Annotated in this window: 16 protein-coding genes; 11 read left to right on the top strand and 5 right to left on the bottom strand. The window is 58.6% G+C overall.

Going from position 1 to position 15,886, the window contains the following annotated elements:
- The first annotated feature begins 12 nt into the window (after positions 1-12).
- A complete protein-coding gene (cybC, locus tag ACMGGH_RS07830; protein WP_028015297.1) occupies positions 13-399 on the top strand; it encodes a cytochrome b562 in 387 nt (128 codons plus the stop codon).
- A 70-nt stretch (positions 400-469) separates the two neighbouring features.
- Here the strand turns inward: cybC and ACMGGH_RS07835 are convergent, their stop codons facing one another.
- Positions 470-625, bottom strand: a complete 156-nt coding sequence (locus tag ACMGGH_RS07835) for a Hok/Gef family protein (protein WP_072032036.1) — start codon at positions 623-625, stop codon at positions 470-472.
- 416 nt (positions 626-1,041) lie between these two features.
- On the opposite strand from ACMGGH_RS07835, the gene ACMGGH_RS07840 reads away from it, so the two are divergent.
- Genes ACMGGH_RS07840 through ACMGGH_RS07885 form a run of 10 tightly spaced genes read left to right on the top strand, consistent with a single transcriptional unit; the run spans position 1,042 to position 9,616 of the window.
- Entirely contained in the window at positions 1,042-1,380 is a 339-nt protein-coding gene (locus ACMGGH_RS07840) for a PRD domain-containing protein (protein WP_026080657.1), read from the top strand.
- Between the two features lie 10 nt (positions 1,381-1,390).
- Positions 1,391-1,753: an SFCGS family glycine-rich protein gene (locus ACMGGH_RS07845; RefSeq protein WP_023293430.1), complete on the top strand. Its 363-nt coding sequence runs from the start codon at positions 1,391-1,393 to the stop codon at positions 1,751-1,753.
- A gap of 2 nt (positions 1,754-1,755) precedes the next feature.
- Positions 1,756-2,055 carry a DUF4312 family protein gene (locus ACMGGH_RS07850; RefSeq protein WP_008501409.1) on the top strand — a complete coding sequence of 100 codons (300 nt, stop codon included), beginning with the start codon at positions 1,756-1,758 and terminating at the stop codon, positions 2,053-2,055.
- Positions 2,056-2,077: 22 nt separating this feature from the next.
- Positions 2,078-2,854, top strand: coding sequence for a DUF4311 domain-containing protein (locus ACMGGH_RS07855; protein ID WP_023310182.1), 777 nt, complete (start codon positions 2,078-2,080; stop codon positions 2,852-2,854).
- A 13-nt stretch (positions 2,855-2,867) separates the two neighbouring features.
- Complete coding sequence (locus ACMGGH_RS07860) at positions 2,868-3,509, top strand: DUF4310 family protein (RefSeq protein ID WP_003856081.1); 642 nt, start codon at positions 2,868-2,870, stop codon at positions 3,507-3,509.
- Between the two features lie 42 nt (positions 3,510-3,551).
- Positions 3,552-4,685 carry an amidohydrolase/deacetylase family metallohydrolase gene (locus ACMGGH_RS07865; RefSeq protein ID WP_048960841.1) on the top strand — a complete coding sequence of 378 codons (1,134 nt, stop codon included), beginning with the start codon at positions 3,552-3,554 and terminating at the stop codon, positions 4,683-4,685.
- Entirely contained in the window at positions 4,669-5,787 is a 1,119-nt protein-coding gene (locus tag ACMGGH_RS07870; RefSeq protein WP_028015299.1) for a DgaE family pyridoxal phosphate-dependent ammonia lyase, read from the top strand. The genes ACMGGH_RS07865 and ACMGGH_RS07870 overlap by 17 nt, the downstream gene beginning before the upstream one ends.
- Positions 5,784-6,524, top strand: coding sequence for a 2-dehydro-3-deoxy-phosphogluconate aldolase (gene dagF, locus ACMGGH_RS07875; protein ID WP_041911457.1), 741 nt, complete (start codon positions 5,784-5,786; stop codon positions 6,522-6,524). The genes ACMGGH_RS07870 and dagF overlap by 4 nt, the downstream gene beginning before the upstream one ends.
- A gap of 25 nt (positions 6,525-6,549) precedes the next feature.
- Positions 6,550-7,686, top strand: a complete 1,137-nt coding sequence (locus ACMGGH_RS07880; RefSeq protein WP_193052607.1) for a lactonase family protein — start codon at positions 6,550-6,552, stop codon at positions 7,684-7,686.
- A gap of 19 nt (positions 7,687-7,705) precedes the next feature.
- On the top strand, positions 7,706-9,616 hold the full coding sequence (locus ACMGGH_RS07885) for a BglG family transcription antiterminator (RefSeq protein WP_193052606.1): 1,911 nt from the start codon (positions 7,706-7,708) through the stop codon (positions 9,614-9,616).
- Positions 9,617-9,647: 31 nt separating this feature from the next.
- On the opposite strand, the gene nrdG is transcribed toward ACMGGH_RS07885, so the two are convergent.
- From nrdG to ACMGGH_RS07905, 4 genes are all read right to left on the bottom strand, one after another.
- The gene (nrdG, locus tag ACMGGH_RS07890; protein WP_060573503.1) at positions 9,648-10,112 is read right to left on the bottom strand and encodes an anaerobic ribonucleoside-triphosphate reductase-activating protein; all 465 of its coding nucleotides are present in this window, start codon (positions 10,110-10,112) and stop codon (positions 9,648-9,650) included.
- An 85-nt stretch (positions 10,113-10,197) separates the two neighbouring features.
- Entirely contained in the window at positions 10,198-12,336 is a 2,139-nt protein-coding gene (gene nrdD / locus ACMGGH_RS07895; RefSeq protein WP_193541702.1) for an anaerobic ribonucleoside-triphosphate reductase, read from the bottom strand.
- Positions 12,337-12,705: 369 nt separating this feature from the next.
- Positions 12,706-13,278: a fructose PTS transporter subunit IIA gene (locus tag ACMGGH_RS07900; protein WP_232948689.1), complete on the bottom strand. Its 573-nt coding sequence runs from the start codon at positions 13,276-13,278 to the stop codon at positions 12,706-12,708.
- Position 13,279: 1 nt separating this feature from the next.
- On the bottom strand, positions 13,280-15,877 hold the full coding sequence (locus ACMGGH_RS07905) for a glycoside hydrolase family 38 C-terminal domain-containing protein (RefSeq protein WP_232948688.1): 2,598 nt from the start codon (positions 15,875-15,877) through the stop codon (positions 13,280-13,282).
- Positions 15,878-15,886: the final 9 nt, after the last annotated feature.

A 15,886-nucleotide genomic window follows, 5' to 3' on the forward strand; every position in this document is an offset into this window, starting at 1 on the left:
AGGAAGTGAGCAATGCGTAAACACCTGTTAGCGATCGTCGCGGCTTCAACGCTGGTTCTTGGCTCTTCTGCGTTTGCTGCCGATCTCGAAGACAACATGGACATCCTCAGTCAAAACCTGAAGGTAGTGCAGAAAACGGACAATGCGGCGGAAATGAAAGGCGCACTGACCAAAATGCGTGAAGCGGCGCTGGACGCGCAAAAAGCGACGCCGCCAAAGCTGGAAAGCAAAGCGGCAGACAGCGCAGAGATGAAAGACTATCGCCACGGCTTTGACGTGCTGGTCGGTCAGATCGACGGCGCGCTGAAGCTGGCTAACGAAGGCAAAGTGAAGGAAGCCCAGGCGGCGGCCGACCAGTTTGTGGCGACGCGCAACACGTATCACAAGAAATACCGTTAATTGGGTGCCTGAGCTGTACGTCCTTCCTCCGTATGCGGAGGCGCACTAAGCGCCCCCGCATCCTTGCTCCCTACTGGCCGGAGCGACAATCCATCCGCGCTGTCACTTCAAGCGAGCCGTTTCGAAAACGGATCTCGCACAGTGTTTTCCTCGTCACCAGCGTTAAGATGATTATTGTCAAAGCAACAATCATCGAAACCCGGATAATTGGGGATCGGCGTTTCATGGATGCCTCCTTGCTTTAAAGCGGGCGAGGTAGCGAACTCCACGGTCCGACGTGTCGTTTCGAGCCCCCGCCCTGATTTTCTATCAGGCGGGGCTTTCCACTTTCCGTCCCATGCCTGAGACGGTCAGTCTCAAGCACCCGCAGCCACTCTAGCGAATCCCCATAAGAAAACCTTATCCACGTCACATTTCTACGAGCCTGCTCGTAAACTTTTCCACTCCGCTTACCTGTTTAGTGCCGCTTAATAGCGTGATATTCATCACGTAAATGCGGCTGTTAATCCAGATTCACCATATTTATGTGGCACAGATCACTGCTGCGGCTCGCCTTTCCACTTCGAAGTGGAAAACAACTCGCTACAAACCCTTCACGCCCAACGTTAGTTTTATTCCAGAGCCATTAACGGGGTAAGACGAGTGATTAACGGAGCGGTAATGAACGACGTTGGGGAACAGGCGGTGCAAACAGAACAGCTCGCGAACACCATGCTGCAGCAGGTTTATGCCCTGCTGGCCCGGCACAACATCATCCCCAATGCGGTACAGGAGCAGATGCTCACCTCCCACGTTCGCGCAATGGCGCACCGGTCCGTGACCGGCGAGCCGCTGCCGGAGGTTGAAGCAGAGCTGTTCGACGAAATTTCACCAGATTCAATGCAGCTTGCCCGTGAAGTGGTGGCGCAGTTTGGCAACCTTCCTGATGAAGAGGCCTGGCTGCTCTCCGTTCACTTTGAAGTCGCGAAAGACAACCTTTAAGGAGCAACACATGGAACAGATTACAGTCGTGATTGGCGATCGCCTGGGTAAAGGTCAGAAAGTGGCTGCGGGTGTGGAAAAAGCAGGTGGACGCGCAGTGGTTGTGCCGGGCATGGCGGCGGACATGAAGCTCGGGGACGTAATGAAAGCGGAAAACGCCACCTTCGGCATCTCCTTCTGCGGCAGCGGCGGCGCGGGCGCCATCACCGCCCAAACCAAATATGGCTACAAGGCCAAATACGGCATGCGTTCCGTGGAAGAGGGCGTGACCGCCATCAACGAAGGCTGCAACGTGCTGGGCTTTGGCTTTATGGATAAAGAAGAGCTGGGCGAGCGTCTGGTGCAGGCGTGGCAGAAGAAATACGGCGCATAAGCATGAAAGAACAGTTCACAACCACGGTGAGAGTGAAGGGGAAGGGCGATGCCAAAGCGCGCGCCTTTGCCGACGCCCTCAACCACGTTCAGGCAGCGGTGATGAAAGCCTCACCGCATATCTTACTGCGTATTGAGCCACAGGATGTGCAGGTAGTTCAGGCGCAAGAAGCGGTGCGTAAAGAAGCGTTTCTGTTCTTCTTTTTGCGCCGGGAAAGACGCACCTACAGCGTGGAGCTGGATGTGACCGTCAACGTGACCGCCATCAATCTTGACCGGGTGGATTTCGTCACGCAACGCTGATTATTCATAAAAGGGCAGACTGATGTTCTTAATTATATTAATAAAATCGCTCATCATTGGCGGCCTGGTTGGCGTCGGTGTCGGAGCCGGGGCTGCACGCATGTTTCATGCGCCTACCACTCAGGGTATGGGCGCGTTTCGTACGTTGGGGGAACTGAACTCCTGTGAAGGGGATCCGGCGTCCCACTTCTCCTTTGGGTTAGGTTTCTTCTTTAACGCCTGGGCCTCTTCCGTGGCTGCAGGTGCCTTCACACAGGACGTTGACCACCGCATCATCCCGAACTGGGGTGCTGCTGCACTGATGATCAAAAACCGTAACGTCGGCGAAACGCTGCACGATCCCCGCAAAATGGCGATTGCCTGCGGCGTGATTGGCATGCTCGTCGTCACCTTCCTGAACCTGACCGCCTCCTCCGTGCCGGCAGCGCTGCAGGTTACCGCCGTGAAGGTGCTGGTGCCTGCCGCGAACCTGCTGGTTAACACCGTGATGCCGGTGATCTTCTGGCTGGCGGCCATCGACGCGGGTAAAAAATCGGGCTTCTGGGCCACCATCTTCGGCGGCGCGGCGCAGCTGATCATGGGGAACGCCGTACCGGGTCTGGTTCTCGGCATCCTGATCGGTAAAGGCGTGGAAGAGAGCGGCTGGAACCACGTCACCAAAGTGATGATGGCGGCGATCGTGCTGCTGTTCGTGTTGAGCGGCTTCTTCCGCGGCTTCGACATGAAGATGATCGAATCCTTCCATCTGACCGTGCCGAACTGGCTCGACATGATCCACAACTCGCTCAGCGGTAAATAACAGGAGCCTCTAAATGGAACAGAATAAAGGTTTTTGGTATGCCGACTGGTCGTTCCCGATCTTCGTTGGCCTGCTCTCCTCCGGCGTCTTCGCCGGGACGCACATGTACTACCTCTACGGCATCGGCGCGTTTAACGAAGTGGCCTTCGTGGCGATGCTGAAAGCGGGAATCGATACCGGCGTCTACGGCGCGGTGGCGGCGTTCGGCGCGAGCTTCCTGTTCGCCCGCATTATTGAAGGGTCGCTGGTGGGTATTCTCGACATCGGTGGGGCGATCCAGACCGGAGTGGGCCTCGGCGTACCGGCGCTGCTGCTGGGCGCGGGGATCATGTTCCCGGTGACCAACTTCATTGCCTCGCTGATTACCGGCCTGGTGATTGGTCTGGCGATTGGCTACGTCATCATCCTGGCGCGTAAGTTCACCATCAACCAGAGCAACTCCACCTACGGCGCAGACGTGATGATGGGCGCGGGTAACGCCTCCGGCCGCTTCCTCGGGCCGCTGATTATCCTCAGCGCGATGACCGCCTCCATTCCAATCGGCGTCGGTTCGCTGGTAGGCGCACTGCTGTTCTACATCTGGCAGAAGCCGATTACCGGTGGCGCCATCCTCGGCGCAATGATTTTGGGCTGGCTGTTCCCGGTCGCCCTTTAATACCCGCGGGCGCTCCGGCGCCCGCCCTATCAGGAGATCCTCATGTTTGATTTACTCCTGCGCCGTGCGCGCCTCGCCGACGATACCCTGACCGATATCGCCATTCAGGACGGGAAGATCGCCGCGACGGGCGAAATTGACGCTCCGGCCCGTAAAACGGTTGAGCTTAACGGTGACGTGTACGTTAGCGCGGGCTGGATTGACTCCCACGTTCACTGCTACCCGAACTCACCGATTTACCACGACGAGCCGGACAGCGTGGGTATTGCCACCGGCGTCACTACCGTGGTGGACGCGGGCAGCACCGGGGCCGACGACGTGGACGATTTCTACGCGATTACCCGCAAGGCCTCCACCGAGGTCTTTGCCCTGCTGAATATCTCCCGCGTGGGGCTGATTGCCCAGAACGAGCTGGCCAACATGGCAAACATTGACGCCGATGCGGTGAAGCAGGCGGTGAAGCGCCACCCGGATTTTATTGTCGGCCTGAAGGCGCGCATGAGCAGCAGCGTGGTCGGTGAAAACGGCATCACGCCGCTGGAGCGCGCCAAAGCCATCCAGAAAGAGAATGGCGATTTGCCGCTGATGGTGCACATCGGCAATAACCCGCCGAACCTCGATGAAATCGCCGAGCTGTTAAGCTCCGGCGACATCATTACCCACTGCTATAACGGGAAGCCTAACCGCATTCTGACGCCGTCCGGCGAGCTGCGCGCCTCCATCACCTCCGCCCTTAAGCGCGGCGTGCGTCTGGACGTCGGCCACGGTACGGCGAGCTTTAGCTTTGAGGTGGCGAAACGCGCCATCGCGATGGGCATTCTGCCGCACACCATCAGCTCGGATATCTACTGCCGCAACCGCATCAACGGCCCGGTTGGCTCGCTGGCAAGCGTGATGTCGAAGTTTCTCGCCATCGGCATGTCATTGCCGCAGGTGATTGACTGCGTGACCTCGAACGCCGCCGACGGCCTGCGCCTGACGCGCAAGGGCCGCATTCAGCCGGGTCTCGACGCTGACCTGACGCTGTTCACGATTAAACGCCAGCCAACGGTGCTGACGGACGCTGAAAACGACAGCCTGCAGGCTGAACACATTCTGGTGCCGCTTGCCGCGATCCGCGCGGGCAAGGGCTACATGACCGAACAAGGGAGCACGGAACATGCCTTCGATTTATGAGAAGTATAATTTAAAGCAGGTTATCAACACCTCTGGCCGCATGACGGCGCTGGGCGTCTCCACGCCGCGCCCGGAAGTAGTGCAGGCGGCGATGGACGGCATGAATCATTACTTCGAGATGAAGGATCTGGTCAATAAAACCGGGGAATACATCGCGAAGCTGCTGGATGTGGAAGGCGCGACGGTGGTCTCCTGCGCGTCGGCGGGCATCGCCCAGTCCGTGGCGGCGGTGCTGGTGAAAGACAGCGACTGGCTGCTGGAAAACCTGCACGTCACCCCAATCGAGAACAATGAAATCGTCCTGCCGAAAGGCCACAACGTTAACTTTGGCGCGCCGGTCGGCACCATGGTGGCGCTGGGCGGCGGCAAGCTGGTGGAAGCGGGTTACGCCAACGAATGTTCCGCCGACCAGCTGGCGGCGGCCATCACCCCGCGCACGGCGGCGATCCTCTACATCAAATCGCACCACTGCGTGCAGAAAAGCATGCTCAGCGTCGAGCAGGCGGCAGTCGTCGCACGTAAACACTCCCTGCCGCTGATCGTCGATGCCGCTGCGGAAGAAGATCTGCACGTGTACTACCGCTCCGGCGCGGATCTGGTGATTTACAGCGGCGCGAAGGCGATCGAGGGGCCAACCAGCGGCCTGGTGATCGGCAAAACCCAGTACGTCGAGTGGGTGAAACGCCAGACGGCGGGCATTGGCCGCGCTATGAAGGTGGGTAAAGAGGGGATCCTTGGCCTGACCTGCGCCATTGAACACTACCTGACGGCCACCAAGGAAAGCGGTGCCGAGATGGTGGCGAAGATGACACCGTTTATCGACGCGCTCAACACCCTGAACGGCGTCACCGCCCGCGTGGTCTGGGACAGCGCGGGTCGCGATATCGCCCGCACCGAAATTAAGTTCGACGAAGCCACCACTGGCGTCGGCACGGGTGACCTGGTGAACGCGCTCAAGCAGGGCGAGTACGCCATCTATTTCCGTGGCTACAAGGCCAACGAAGGGATTATCGAAGCGGACGTGCGCAGCGTAAGTGCTGACCAGCTGAACATCGTCTACCGCCGCATTAGCGAAGTATTAGGACAGGAGAAAAACGCATGAAACTGACCCCCAATTTTTACCGTGATCGCGTCTGCCTGAACGTGCTGGCCGGCTCAAAGGCCAACGCCAGCGCCATTTACGAGGCGGCGGAAGGTCATGTGCTGGTGGGCGTGCTCTCCAAAAATTACCCGGACGTGGCGAGCGCGGTCGCGGATATGCGTGAATACGCGGCGCTGATTGATAACGCTCTCTCCGTGGGGCTGGGCGCGGGCGATCCGAACCAGTCGGCGATGGTGAGCGAGATCTCCCGCCAGGTGCAGCCGCAGCACGTTAATCAGGTCTTCACCGGCGTGGCAGCGAGCCGCGCGCTGCTGGGGCAGAATGAATCGGTGGTCAATGGCCTGGTCTCTCCGACCGGTACCGTCGGCATGGTGAAAATCTCCACCGGCCCGCTGAGCAGCAAAGCGCCGGACGGCATCGTGCCGGTTGAAACGGCGATTGCCCTGCTGAAAGACTTCGGCGGCAGCTCGATCAAGTACTTCCCGATGGGCGGCCTCAAGTGCCGTGACGAATACCAGGCGGTGGCGGAAGCCTGCGCCCGTCACGACTTCTGGCTGGAGCCGACGGGGGGTATCGATCTGGAAAATTATGAGGCGATCCTGCAGATCGCCCTCGACGCGGGCGTAAGCAAAATCATCCCGCACATCTACAGTTCGATTATCGACAAAGCCAGCGGTGATACGCGTCCCGAAGATGTGCGTACGCTGCTGGCGATGACGAAGAAGCTGGTGAAGTAGAACTCACACATATAAAGGAGCCACCATGCACACCCGTAACCTGCTTGTCGCTTCACTCTCAATGCTCGCCACCGCCGCTATCGCCCAGACGCAATACGCCTGGGTGGGCACCTATAATCCGAACGGTGAAGGGCTGTACCGTTTTACCGTTGACCCGCAAACCGGCGCGCTGGACGATAAAACGCTGGTGAGCAAACTGCCGAACGCGGCGCAGTTGACCCTTTCGCAAGACGGTAAAACGCTGTATCTGGCAAGCGAAGTAGAGCAGGGCGTGGTGCAGGCGCTGCGCGTCGGCGATAACGGTGAGCTGAGCGAGCTGAATCAGGTGGCCTCCGGCGGCGCCGGGCCGGTGTATCTTTCGCTAACGCCAAACGGCAAGCATCTGCTGGTGGCGAACTACGTCAGCGGATCGATTGCCGTTTTGCCCGTCAACGCGGACGGCAGCCTGGGTGACGCGACGGACAGACATCAGGACCAGGGCGAACCGGGCGTGGCGAAGCCGGAAGCGGCCGTTGAGGGCAGTTTCGCGATCAGCGATCACAACGGCCCGCATGCGCACATGATCGCCGCCGATCCGAGCGGGAAGTACGTTTTTTCCACCGATCTTGGGCTGGATCGTATCTATCAGTACCGCTTTGACGATCGAACCGGAAAGCTAACGCCGAACGATCCGCCGTTTATCAGCGCCTCTTCGAAAGGTGCCGGTCCGCGCCACTTCGTCTTTACGCCGAAAGGCGATGCCCTGTGGCTGATTAACGAAGAGGCGTCGACGCTCACCCATTATGTGCTGGACAGCAGCGGCAGGCTGAAAGAGGGCAAAACGGTCTCTGCCCTGCCGGACGGTTACAAAGGCACCAGTTTTGCTGCCGGGCTGGCGCTAAGCGCCGATGGTAAACAGCTGTATGTGGCGAACCGTTTGCATAACAGCATCGGGCACTTTACCGTAACAGCGGAGGGCACGCTGACGCATCAGGAGGATGTTTGGACGCGCGGCGACTACCCGCGCACCCTGACGCTCGATCAGCAGGGACGCTGGCTGTACGTCATGAACCAGCGCAGCGACAACATTACCCGTTTCCGCGTGGCGCCGGACGGCAAGCTGAGCGCCGAGCCAGACTATACCCCGGTCGGCAGCCCATCCCAGATGGTCATTTCACCCTGAGCAGTAAGAGGACAACGACGTGCGATTTCCGAACCAACGTTTAGCGCAACTTTTCGATCTGTTGCAAAACGAGACGCTGCCGCAGGACGAGCTGGCGCAGCGGCTGTCGGTCTCCACGCGAACCGTCCGCGCAGATATCACCGCCCTGAACGCGCTGCTGGCGAGCCACGGCGCGCAGTTTATTCTGAGCCGGGGTAACGGCTACCAGCTTAAAATTGACGATGCCGAGCGCTATCAGCAGCTGCAGGCATCGCACCCGCGCGCGCTGCGTATTCCCCGAACGGGACCGGAGCGCGTGCACTATCTGGTGGTGCGTTTCCTGACGTCGGCGTTTTCACTTAAGCTTGAAGATCTGGCCGACGAGTGGTTTGTCAGCCGCGCCACCTTGCAGAGCGACATGGTGGAAGTGCGCGAGTGGTTCCAGCGCTATAACCTGACGCTGGAAACCCGCCCGCGCCACGGCATGAAGCTGTTTGGCAGCGAGATGTCGGTCCGCGCCTGCCTGACCGATCTTCTGTGGGAGCTGGCGCAGCAGGACAGCCTTAACCCGCTGGTGACGGAGGTCGCGCTCAACGCTGGGGTACCGGAGCAGATGGTGGTCGTGCTTCACGACGCGCTCACCCGCCATCACATTCGTCTGACCGACGAAGGCGAACTGTTCCTGCGCCTGTACTGCGCGGTGTCGGTGCGGCGCATCAGCGAGGGGTATCCGCTGCCGGAATTCCACGCGGATGACGTGGAAGAGAACGTGCGCGAGGCGGCGAAGGATATCGCGGTGGCCATTCAGGAGCTGGCGGGCAAGGCGCTTGCGCCATCGGAAGAGAGCTGGCTGTGCGTCCACATCGCGGCGCGGCAGATTCAGGAGATTGCTCCCAGCGCGATTAACGCCGACGACGACGAAGCGCTGGTCAACTATATCCTGCGCTACATCAACACCCACTATAACTACAACCTGCTCAGCGACGCGCAGCTGCACGCCGATCTGCTCACGCACATCAAAACCATGATCACCCGCGTGCGCTATCAAATCATGATCCCCAATCCGCTGCTGGACAACATCAAGCAGCACTATCCGATGGCGTGGGATATGACCCTCGCGGCGGTGTCGAGCTGGGGGAAATACACGCCATATGCGATCAGCGAAAACGAGATTGGTTTTCTGGTGCTGCACATCGGCGTGGGGCTGGAGCGCCACTATAACATCGGCTACCAGCGCCAGCCACGCGTGCTGCTGGTGTGCGACGCCGGTAATGCGATGGTGCGCATGATCGAGGCGGTGCTCCAGCGCAAATACCCGCAGATCGAGGTGACGCGCACGCTCACTCTGCGCGAGTACGAGCTGGCGGATGCCATCGGTGAAGACTTTGTCATCTCCACCGCCCGCGTGAGTGAAAAATCTAAACCGGTGGTGACGATCGCTCCGTTCCCGACCGATTATCAGTTAGAGCAGATCGGCAAGCTGGTGCTGGTGGACCGCACCCGCCCGTGGATGCTGGAGAAATACTTCGACGCGGCCCATTTCCGCATTCTCTACAAGCCTGTTGACCAGCAAACGCTGTTCCGCGAGCTGTGTGACCAGCTTGAACGCGAAGGCTTTGTCGGCGCGGAGTTTCTGGATTCGGTCGTTGAGCGTGAAGCTATCGTCAGCACCATGCTCGGCGACGGCATCGCGCTGCCGCACTCCCTCGGCCTGCTGGCACAGAAAACGGTGGTCTATACGGTGCTGGCTCCGCAGGGTATTCAGTGGGGGGATGAAACGGCGCACGTCATCTTCCTGCTCGCCATCAGCAAAAGCGAGTACGAAGAGGCGATGGCGATTTACGACATCTTCGTCACTTTCCTGCGAGAACGCGCGATGACGCGCCTGTGCCAGTGCGAGGATTTTGCGGCGTTTAAGGCTGAGGCGATGGAGAGTTTGAGCCGGTTTTGAGGCCAGGCGGATAGAGGTTATCCGCCTTCATTCACCGCAAATGATGCACAACCTGGTTGCTGCTGCCGCGCCAGATCAGGGCCGGGTCTTTTAAATCCTGCACGAACTTGCCGTCCACCAGCACGTTAATCAAATCCACGACTTCCCTCTGAGCAGCATTCAGCTCTTCCAGCTTATATCCCGTCCAGACCCAGATATCTTTTCCCGCACACTCGCGGTGAATGCGCTTCACCAGCTTCAGGATCTCCGGCACGTTTTGCGGATGGAGCGGATCGCCGCCGGAGAGCGAAATCCCCTGGCGTTTGATGCGCGTGTCGTTCAGGTCGTCGATGATGCGGTCTTCCATTTCAGCGGTAAACGGCATGCCGGAATTTACGCGCCAGGTGCTTTTGTTGTAGCAGCCGGGGCACTCGTGAACGCAACCTGAAACGAACAGGGTGCAGCGGGTGCCGGGGCCGTTGACAATATCGACGGGGTAGTACTGATGGTAGTTCATAGCGGTTAACCAAGCCGGGTACAGTGTGAGTGCGGATTGTAGGCCCGGTAAGCGTAGCGCCACCGGGCATAAATGTGGCAGTGGCTCAACCGATCTGCCCATTCCCCAGATGTTTCACCCGGCGCTTCACCTCTTCCTGCTTGCCGGCGTTAAACGGACGGGCATCCGGGCTGCCGAGATAGCCGCACACGCGACGGGTCACGGACACGCGGGCTGCATCGTGGTTGCCGCATTTCGGGCAGGTAAAGCCTTTGCTCGTACACTCGAACTCACCGGTAAAGCCACACTCGTAGCATTCGTCGATTGGCGTATTGGTCCCGTAATACGGCACGTGCTGATAGCTATAATCCCATACGTCTTCCAGCGCCTTCAGGTTGTGCTGGATGTTCGGGTACTCGCCGTAGCAGATGAACCCGCCGCTGGCGATGGGCGGATAGGCCGCTTCGAAGTCGATCTTGTCGTACGGGTTTACCTTTTTCTCCACGTCGAGGTGGAAGCTGTTGGTGTAGTACCCTTTGTCGGTCACGCCTTCCACAATCCCGAACTCGGCGGTGTCCAGACGGCAGAAGCGGTCGCACAGGTTCTCGCTCGGCGTACTGTAGAGGCTAAACCCGTAGCCAGTTTCCTCTTTCCACTGGTCAACCGCGTCGCGCAGGCGCTGGACAATCGCAATGCCTTTTTCGCGCAGGGCCGCGCTGTCGTAAATATGCGCGTCGCCAGACAGGGCGTTGATGGTTTCGTGGATGCCGATATAGCCCAGCGAAATCGACGCGCGGCCGTTTTTGAAGATCTCGGACACGTCATCGTCCGCCTTCAGGCGCACGCCGCAGGCCCCTTCCATATAGAGGATGGGCGCCACGCGGGCTTTCACCCCTTCAAGGCGTGCGATACGGGTCATCAGCGCCTTACGCGCCAGCTGCAGGCGTTCATCCAGCAGTTTCCAGAATTCAGCTTCATTGCCTTTGGCCTCCAGCGCGATGCGCGGCAGGTTCAGGCTGATGACGCCCAGGTTGTTACGCCCGTCGTGGATCTGCTCGCCGTTTTCATCCTCGTACACCCCGAGGAAGCTGCGGCAGCCCATAGGCGTTTTAAACGAGCCGGTGACTTTTACCACCTGGTCGTAGTTCAGAATGTCCGGGTACATGCGCTTGCTCGCGCACTCCAGCGCCAGCTGTTTGATGTCGTAGTTCGGATCGCCAAACTTGTGGTTCAGGCCGTCGCGGATGGCGAACACCAGTTTCGGGAACACCGCGGTTTTGCGGTTCTTGCCGAGGCCGGAAATACGGTTGCGCAGAATGGACTGCTGGATCAGGCGTGATTCCCAGCTGGTGCCCAGGCCAAAACCGAAGGTTACAAACGGCGTCTGCCCGTTGGCGGTGTGCAGCGTGTTCACTTCATATTCCAGCGACTGGAACGCGTCGTAGCACTCTTTTTCGGTACGGGAGTGCGCATAGCCGTCCGCGTCCGGGATCTGCCACTCTTCGGCAGTTTTCCGATGCTTGTTGAAGCTCGCCGTCACGAACGGGGCCAGCACTTCGTCAATGCGGTTAATGGTGGTCCCGCCATAAATGTGGCTCGCCACCTGAGCGATAATCTGTGCCGTTACCGCTGTCGCCGTGGAGATCGACTTAGGCGGTTCAATCTCGGCGTTACCCATTTTAAAGCCCTGGGTCAGCATGCCTTTCAGGTCGATCAGCATGCAGTTGAACATCGGGAAGAACGGCGAGTAATCAAGGTCGTGATAGTGGATCTCGCCGCGCTCGTGTGCCGAGACCACGTCGCGCGGCAGCAGATGCTGGCGGGCATAGTGTTTGGCGACGATACCGGCCAGCAGATCGCGCTGGGTCGGGATCACTTTGCTGTCTTTGTTGGCGTTTTCATTGAGCAGGGCAGAGTTGGTCTGCTCCACCAGGCCACGGATCTCCTGATTCAGGCGACCGCGCTTCTCACGCTGCACGTCGCGATCGTGGCGATACTCAATGTAGGCGCGGGCTAACTGTTTGTAGGGGCCAGCCATCAGTTGGTTTTCAACCGCGGTCTGGATCTCGTTGATATCGACCTGGCTGCGTTCAGTCATCTGGCTGCTAACGACTTCTGCGACGGTGGCGCAATAATCTGCGTCATCGACTCCCGCTGCTTTAGCTGCACGCAGAATGGCTTCCTGGATGCGCTCTGATTTAAACGGCACTTTACAGCCATCACGTTTCATCACATGCGGTGTCATGATCACTCCATTTTTAAAAACAGGTTATCCACAGAGGTGGAGAAGTATTCACCGGACGTATTCCCCGTCAGGCCAAAGACTTCCCCCGTTCCCAGCTCGTGTTATCCACAATTCCGGCCAGCGTCAGCGCCGTCTTGTTGTTGGAATAGTAGACGATTAATACAAGATGTTGGGTCGGCGTGCATTTTAAGTTCTACATATAGTGATTTGCATCAAACATGTTTGCGATTTTTTTGATTCAGAACAAAGTAAAAAGACGAGAGTACAAACGGCGGGCGCTTCAGCCTTTGTAAAGACGCGAAGGAAAAATCTGATTAATTATTCAACAAAAACAAGCGCTCAACGCGGTGCGTGCTGAGCGCCGTTCGGTTAATTCATCGCGCAGGCCCAGCTCAATCCTGCCTGTAAAAAGGCTGCGGTAGCGATACTGCCCAGTATCACCGGAATGAGAAGGGAGCGGTCAGGGGCCGCATCCTGTTTTTGAGGTTCTTCAGCACTCAGGGCGGACATCGCCTCTTCCCGGGTGCGCGCCGCCAGAAGCTGCGCGCGCACTCGATCTTCTGTCAATAAACTGGTCAGCGTCGTCAGCAGTTGCATATGGGTACTACCTGCTTCCGCGGGCGGAATGGCGAGCAGGAAAACCATTCTGACCTCTTCATCACCGTCCAGCCCCGGCCAGCGTATCGGGTCGTCAAAGAGTGCCAGACAAAACGCCGCCTGCTGCACCGCCTCGGTTTTACCGTGCGGAACGGCGAGCGCTTCACCCAGCGCGGTAGGGCCTTCGCTTTCGCGCTGTAACACGCTCTGGATGAATGTTTCTTCATCGCAGATGATTTCTCGCCTGGCGAGCGGTTCGGCGAGCCAGCGGATCAGCGCTTCAGGCGTACGGTGCGGCGGGTTGATAAAAACCAGATTGGGATGCGTCAATGCAAGCAAGTTCATATTAAGCCTCCATCAAAAAATCGCAGGTTGCGAAAGGGGGGATTGCCGTTACCGGCGGCACAGGCTCTTCCAGATAGTTGATCTGACGTAGCCCCGCCAGACTTTCCGGGACGGGAACCGGCTGCGTCCCGGCGTTAAACACCCGGACGACGGTGCCCTTCGACCGTTGCGCATGGGGCAGGGCAGAAAGGACTAGCGGCTCCGGCAGGGTCAATAATGAGAATTGTGCCGGAAGCTGATGCTCGGGCAGACGCAACGCAAAGCGTTCAAGGCGGTGATCGAGCGTATGTAGCGTTTGCCGCTGATAGGTGAAAGGCTGTCCCGCAGCCTGGTTTTCCAGCTGGCGAAGCGTGAGATGGTCGGCGTTGTCGGCCAGCGCGACGGTAAATGAAAAGTGCAGCGGTTTCAGTAACTGGGCGTCGGGGGTCTCAACCACCGTATTATTAATGCCGGACGCACGTCCCGGTCGCCAGTCGAGATCGTTGCGCCCGAGCACGCCCGTCGCTTTAAACAACGTCAGGGCAATCGTCGCGGGTTCGCTGCCGATAATCTGAAATTCCTTCATACCACGACTATTCACCACCAGCGCTTTGCCCGCTTCCGCGACAGCAATAATGCCTTCGGTGGTTTCGATATCCACGGGCATCTCGCGATAGCGCTCCTGCCAGTTTTCACTCTCACACCCCGTATCGCGCTGGATTATCGCGAAGGGCTGGGAGGCGATAGCATGACGGGTGCGAATATCGCTGCCGATCAGTAAACGTAGCCGGTGATCGCAGTGGCTGTTTTCCAGCGAAGCCTCGACGTACAGGTTCGGATCGTCTTCGCGTAATGTGCACTCCAGACGAATGGATAACGGCGTTCGGGCAGTATCCTGGCGTCCGGCGAGATCTGGCGGAAGAAACAGGGTGGCTTCAACGATCAGCTTTTCTACAAGCGGCGTTTTCAGGCAGCCGACGAGCGTGAAATGGTCGCATCGCGTCGGGGTATCGCCCGCAAGCGGTGAGAAATCGTAGCTGTCGCCCGCATCCGCACAGTCTTCAAGGGTAAAGAACGAGGGGATGCATCTGCCGCTGCGTTTGTCGTGCAGGGTTAGCGTTCCGTCGTCCAGCGTTAATCGATACTGTGCATTCTCTATCTCGCTGCCCGTTGTCTGTTGAGGCTGCCGGAAAGGCGCCGGGTCATCTTCAACGTTAACGCTGAGATAGCCGACCGGCGGCAGAACCGGTGTTTTCACAGCAACGTGCCAGCGGTAATAAGGGGGAAGGGGCGTTTCACACTCGCCTTCGGCGTTAAGGGAGATCGCCGTTCCGCCGGGCAACACGTCTCTTTTCAGGACGTCGAAGGGGATGGCCTGCCCCTGATACATCAGGGCGATATTTTCAGCGCGGCTATAGAGAGTGGTTTTCACCACGCGCTGCGTTTGCGTGCCCAGCGGGTTAAAAATCAGCAGATCGCCTTCCCGAGCGCAGGCGGCGGCCAGGGTTTTCACCACCAGATTCCACAGGCTGTGGCACAGCTGTTCGGTTTGCTCCAGTCGATGCAGAATATCGCGGTTGGTGGCATCGCTGTTACAGCCGCCGATGGAGTCATGAGCATGGCTTCGCAACAGCTTCTTCCAGAGCGTATCGACCACCGAGAGGTTGACCGGCAGCCCCTGATGACGCGCCATGGCGATTGTCGGCTCCAGCTGCCGCAGGATGAACTGCTCAACTGCATCATTTTTCTTTTTAATGTCGTAGCGCACGGAGCCGATCGTTTTATGGATGCGGGTGTAGCGCGGCGATTTCAGCTCTCCTTCCCAGAATTCAAACTGCTCACGCTGCGCGCGCAGAATGTCGACGTAGCGCTCCAGCGAACTGATGACGTACCGGTCCTCATCCGGGGAGCGTGCGCTGGCGACCTGCAGGATTTTCGGCAGCGCCGGGTCGATGCTGACCTGATCGCCGCCGCAGGGCAGCAGCAGGTCATTTATTCCGGCCCGCGAGCGCAGGAGATTGACCATCGGGAAGATTTTTCCCTGCAAATGGCTCGCGTCTGAAGAGATGTTTTTAGCCGCGCCATAACCGAGCGCCATCGCGCAGGCGATAACGGTCGCCCCTGACGGCGCGCGCCAGAGGAACTGGCTGCTTTTCGCCTGTCTGTCGTGATCGATGCCGCGCCAGAAGACGATGTTGTCGATATTGCAGCCCTGCAAAATTGTGGGCATCTGCGCATTGTGGCCGAAGGTATCCGGAAGATACCCAACCTGCATGGCGTGCCCCAGCTTACGGGCAGAGAAGATGCCGTATTTGAGGTTGCGGATAATGGATTCGCCATGCACGTTGTAGGTGTCCGTCTGGGTATACCACGGCCCCACAAAAATCCTTTTCTCTCTGACCAGCGTCTCCAGCCTGGTGCGATACTCGGGATTGATGGCGAGAAAGTCTTCTACCACCGCCATCTGTCCGTCAAGGTGATAGCAGCTGTAAGCCGGGTCCTGCTCCAGCGTGTCGATGACGTCCGCAAAGTTATATGATGCCAGCACCATGCTGTCCTGACGGGTGAAATACCACTCCTGATCCCAGTGCGTATGGGCAATGACGTGGATCTGATTCATGACCTTCCC

The sequence above is a fragment of the Enterobacter sp. BNK-16 genome (assembly GCF_048684955.1).
Lineage (GTDB): Bacteria > Pseudomonadota > Gammaproteobacteria > Enterobacterales > Enterobacteriaceae > Enterobacter > Enterobacter bugandensis.

Coding starts and splice junctions, on each gene's coding strand:
- ACMGGH_RS07855 (WP_023310182.1), top strand. CDS start 2,078: ATGTTCTTAATTATATTAATAAAATCGCTCATCATTGGCGGCCTGGTT.
- ACMGGH_RS07905 (WP_232948688.1), bottom strand. CDS start 15,877: ATGAATCAGATCCACGTCATTGCCCATACGCACTGGGATCAGGAGTGG.
- nrdD (WP_193541702.1), bottom strand. CDS start 12,336: ATGACACCGCATGTGATGAAACGTGATGGCTGTAAAGTGCCGTTTAAA.
- ACMGGH_RS07850 (WP_008501409.1), top strand. CDS start 1,756: ATGAAAGAACAGTTCACAACCACGGTGAGAGTGAAGGGGAAGGGCGAT.
- ACMGGH_RS07860 (WP_003856081.1), top strand. CDS start 2,868: ATGGAACAGAATAAAGGTTTTTGGTATGCCGACTGGTCGTTCCCGATC.
- ACMGGH_RS07870 (WP_028015299.1), top strand. CDS start 4,669: ATGCCTTCGATTTATGAGAAGTATAATTTAAAGCAGGTTATCAACACC.
- ACMGGH_RS07900 (WP_232948689.1), bottom strand. CDS start 13,278: ATGAACTTGCTTGCATTGACGCATCCCAATCTGGTTTTTATCAACCCG.
- cybC (WP_028015297.1), top strand. CDS start 13: ATGCGTAAACACCTGTTAGCGATCGTCGCGGCTTCAACGCTGGTTCTT.
- nrdG (WP_060573503.1), bottom strand. CDS start 10,112: ATGAACTACCATCAGTACTACCCCGTCGATATTGTCAACGGCCCCGGC.
- dagF (WP_041911457.1), top strand. CDS start 5,784: ATGAAACTGACCCCCAATTTTTACCGTGATCGCGTCTGCCTGAACGTG.
- ACMGGH_RS07845 (WP_023293430.1), top strand. CDS start 1,391: ATGGAACAGATTACAGTCGTGATTGGCGATCGCCTGGGTAAAGGTCAG.
- ACMGGH_RS07880 (WP_193052607.1), top strand. CDS start 6,550: ATGCACACCCGTAACCTGCTTGTCGCTTCACTCTCAATGCTCGCCACC.
- ACMGGH_RS07865 (WP_048960841.1), top strand. CDS start 3,552: ATGTTTGATTTACTCCTGCGCCGTGCGCGCCTCGCCGACGATACCCTG.
- ACMGGH_RS07835 (WP_072032036.1), bottom strand. CDS start 625: ATGAAACGCCGATCCCCAATTATCCGGGTTTCGATGATTGTTGCTTTG.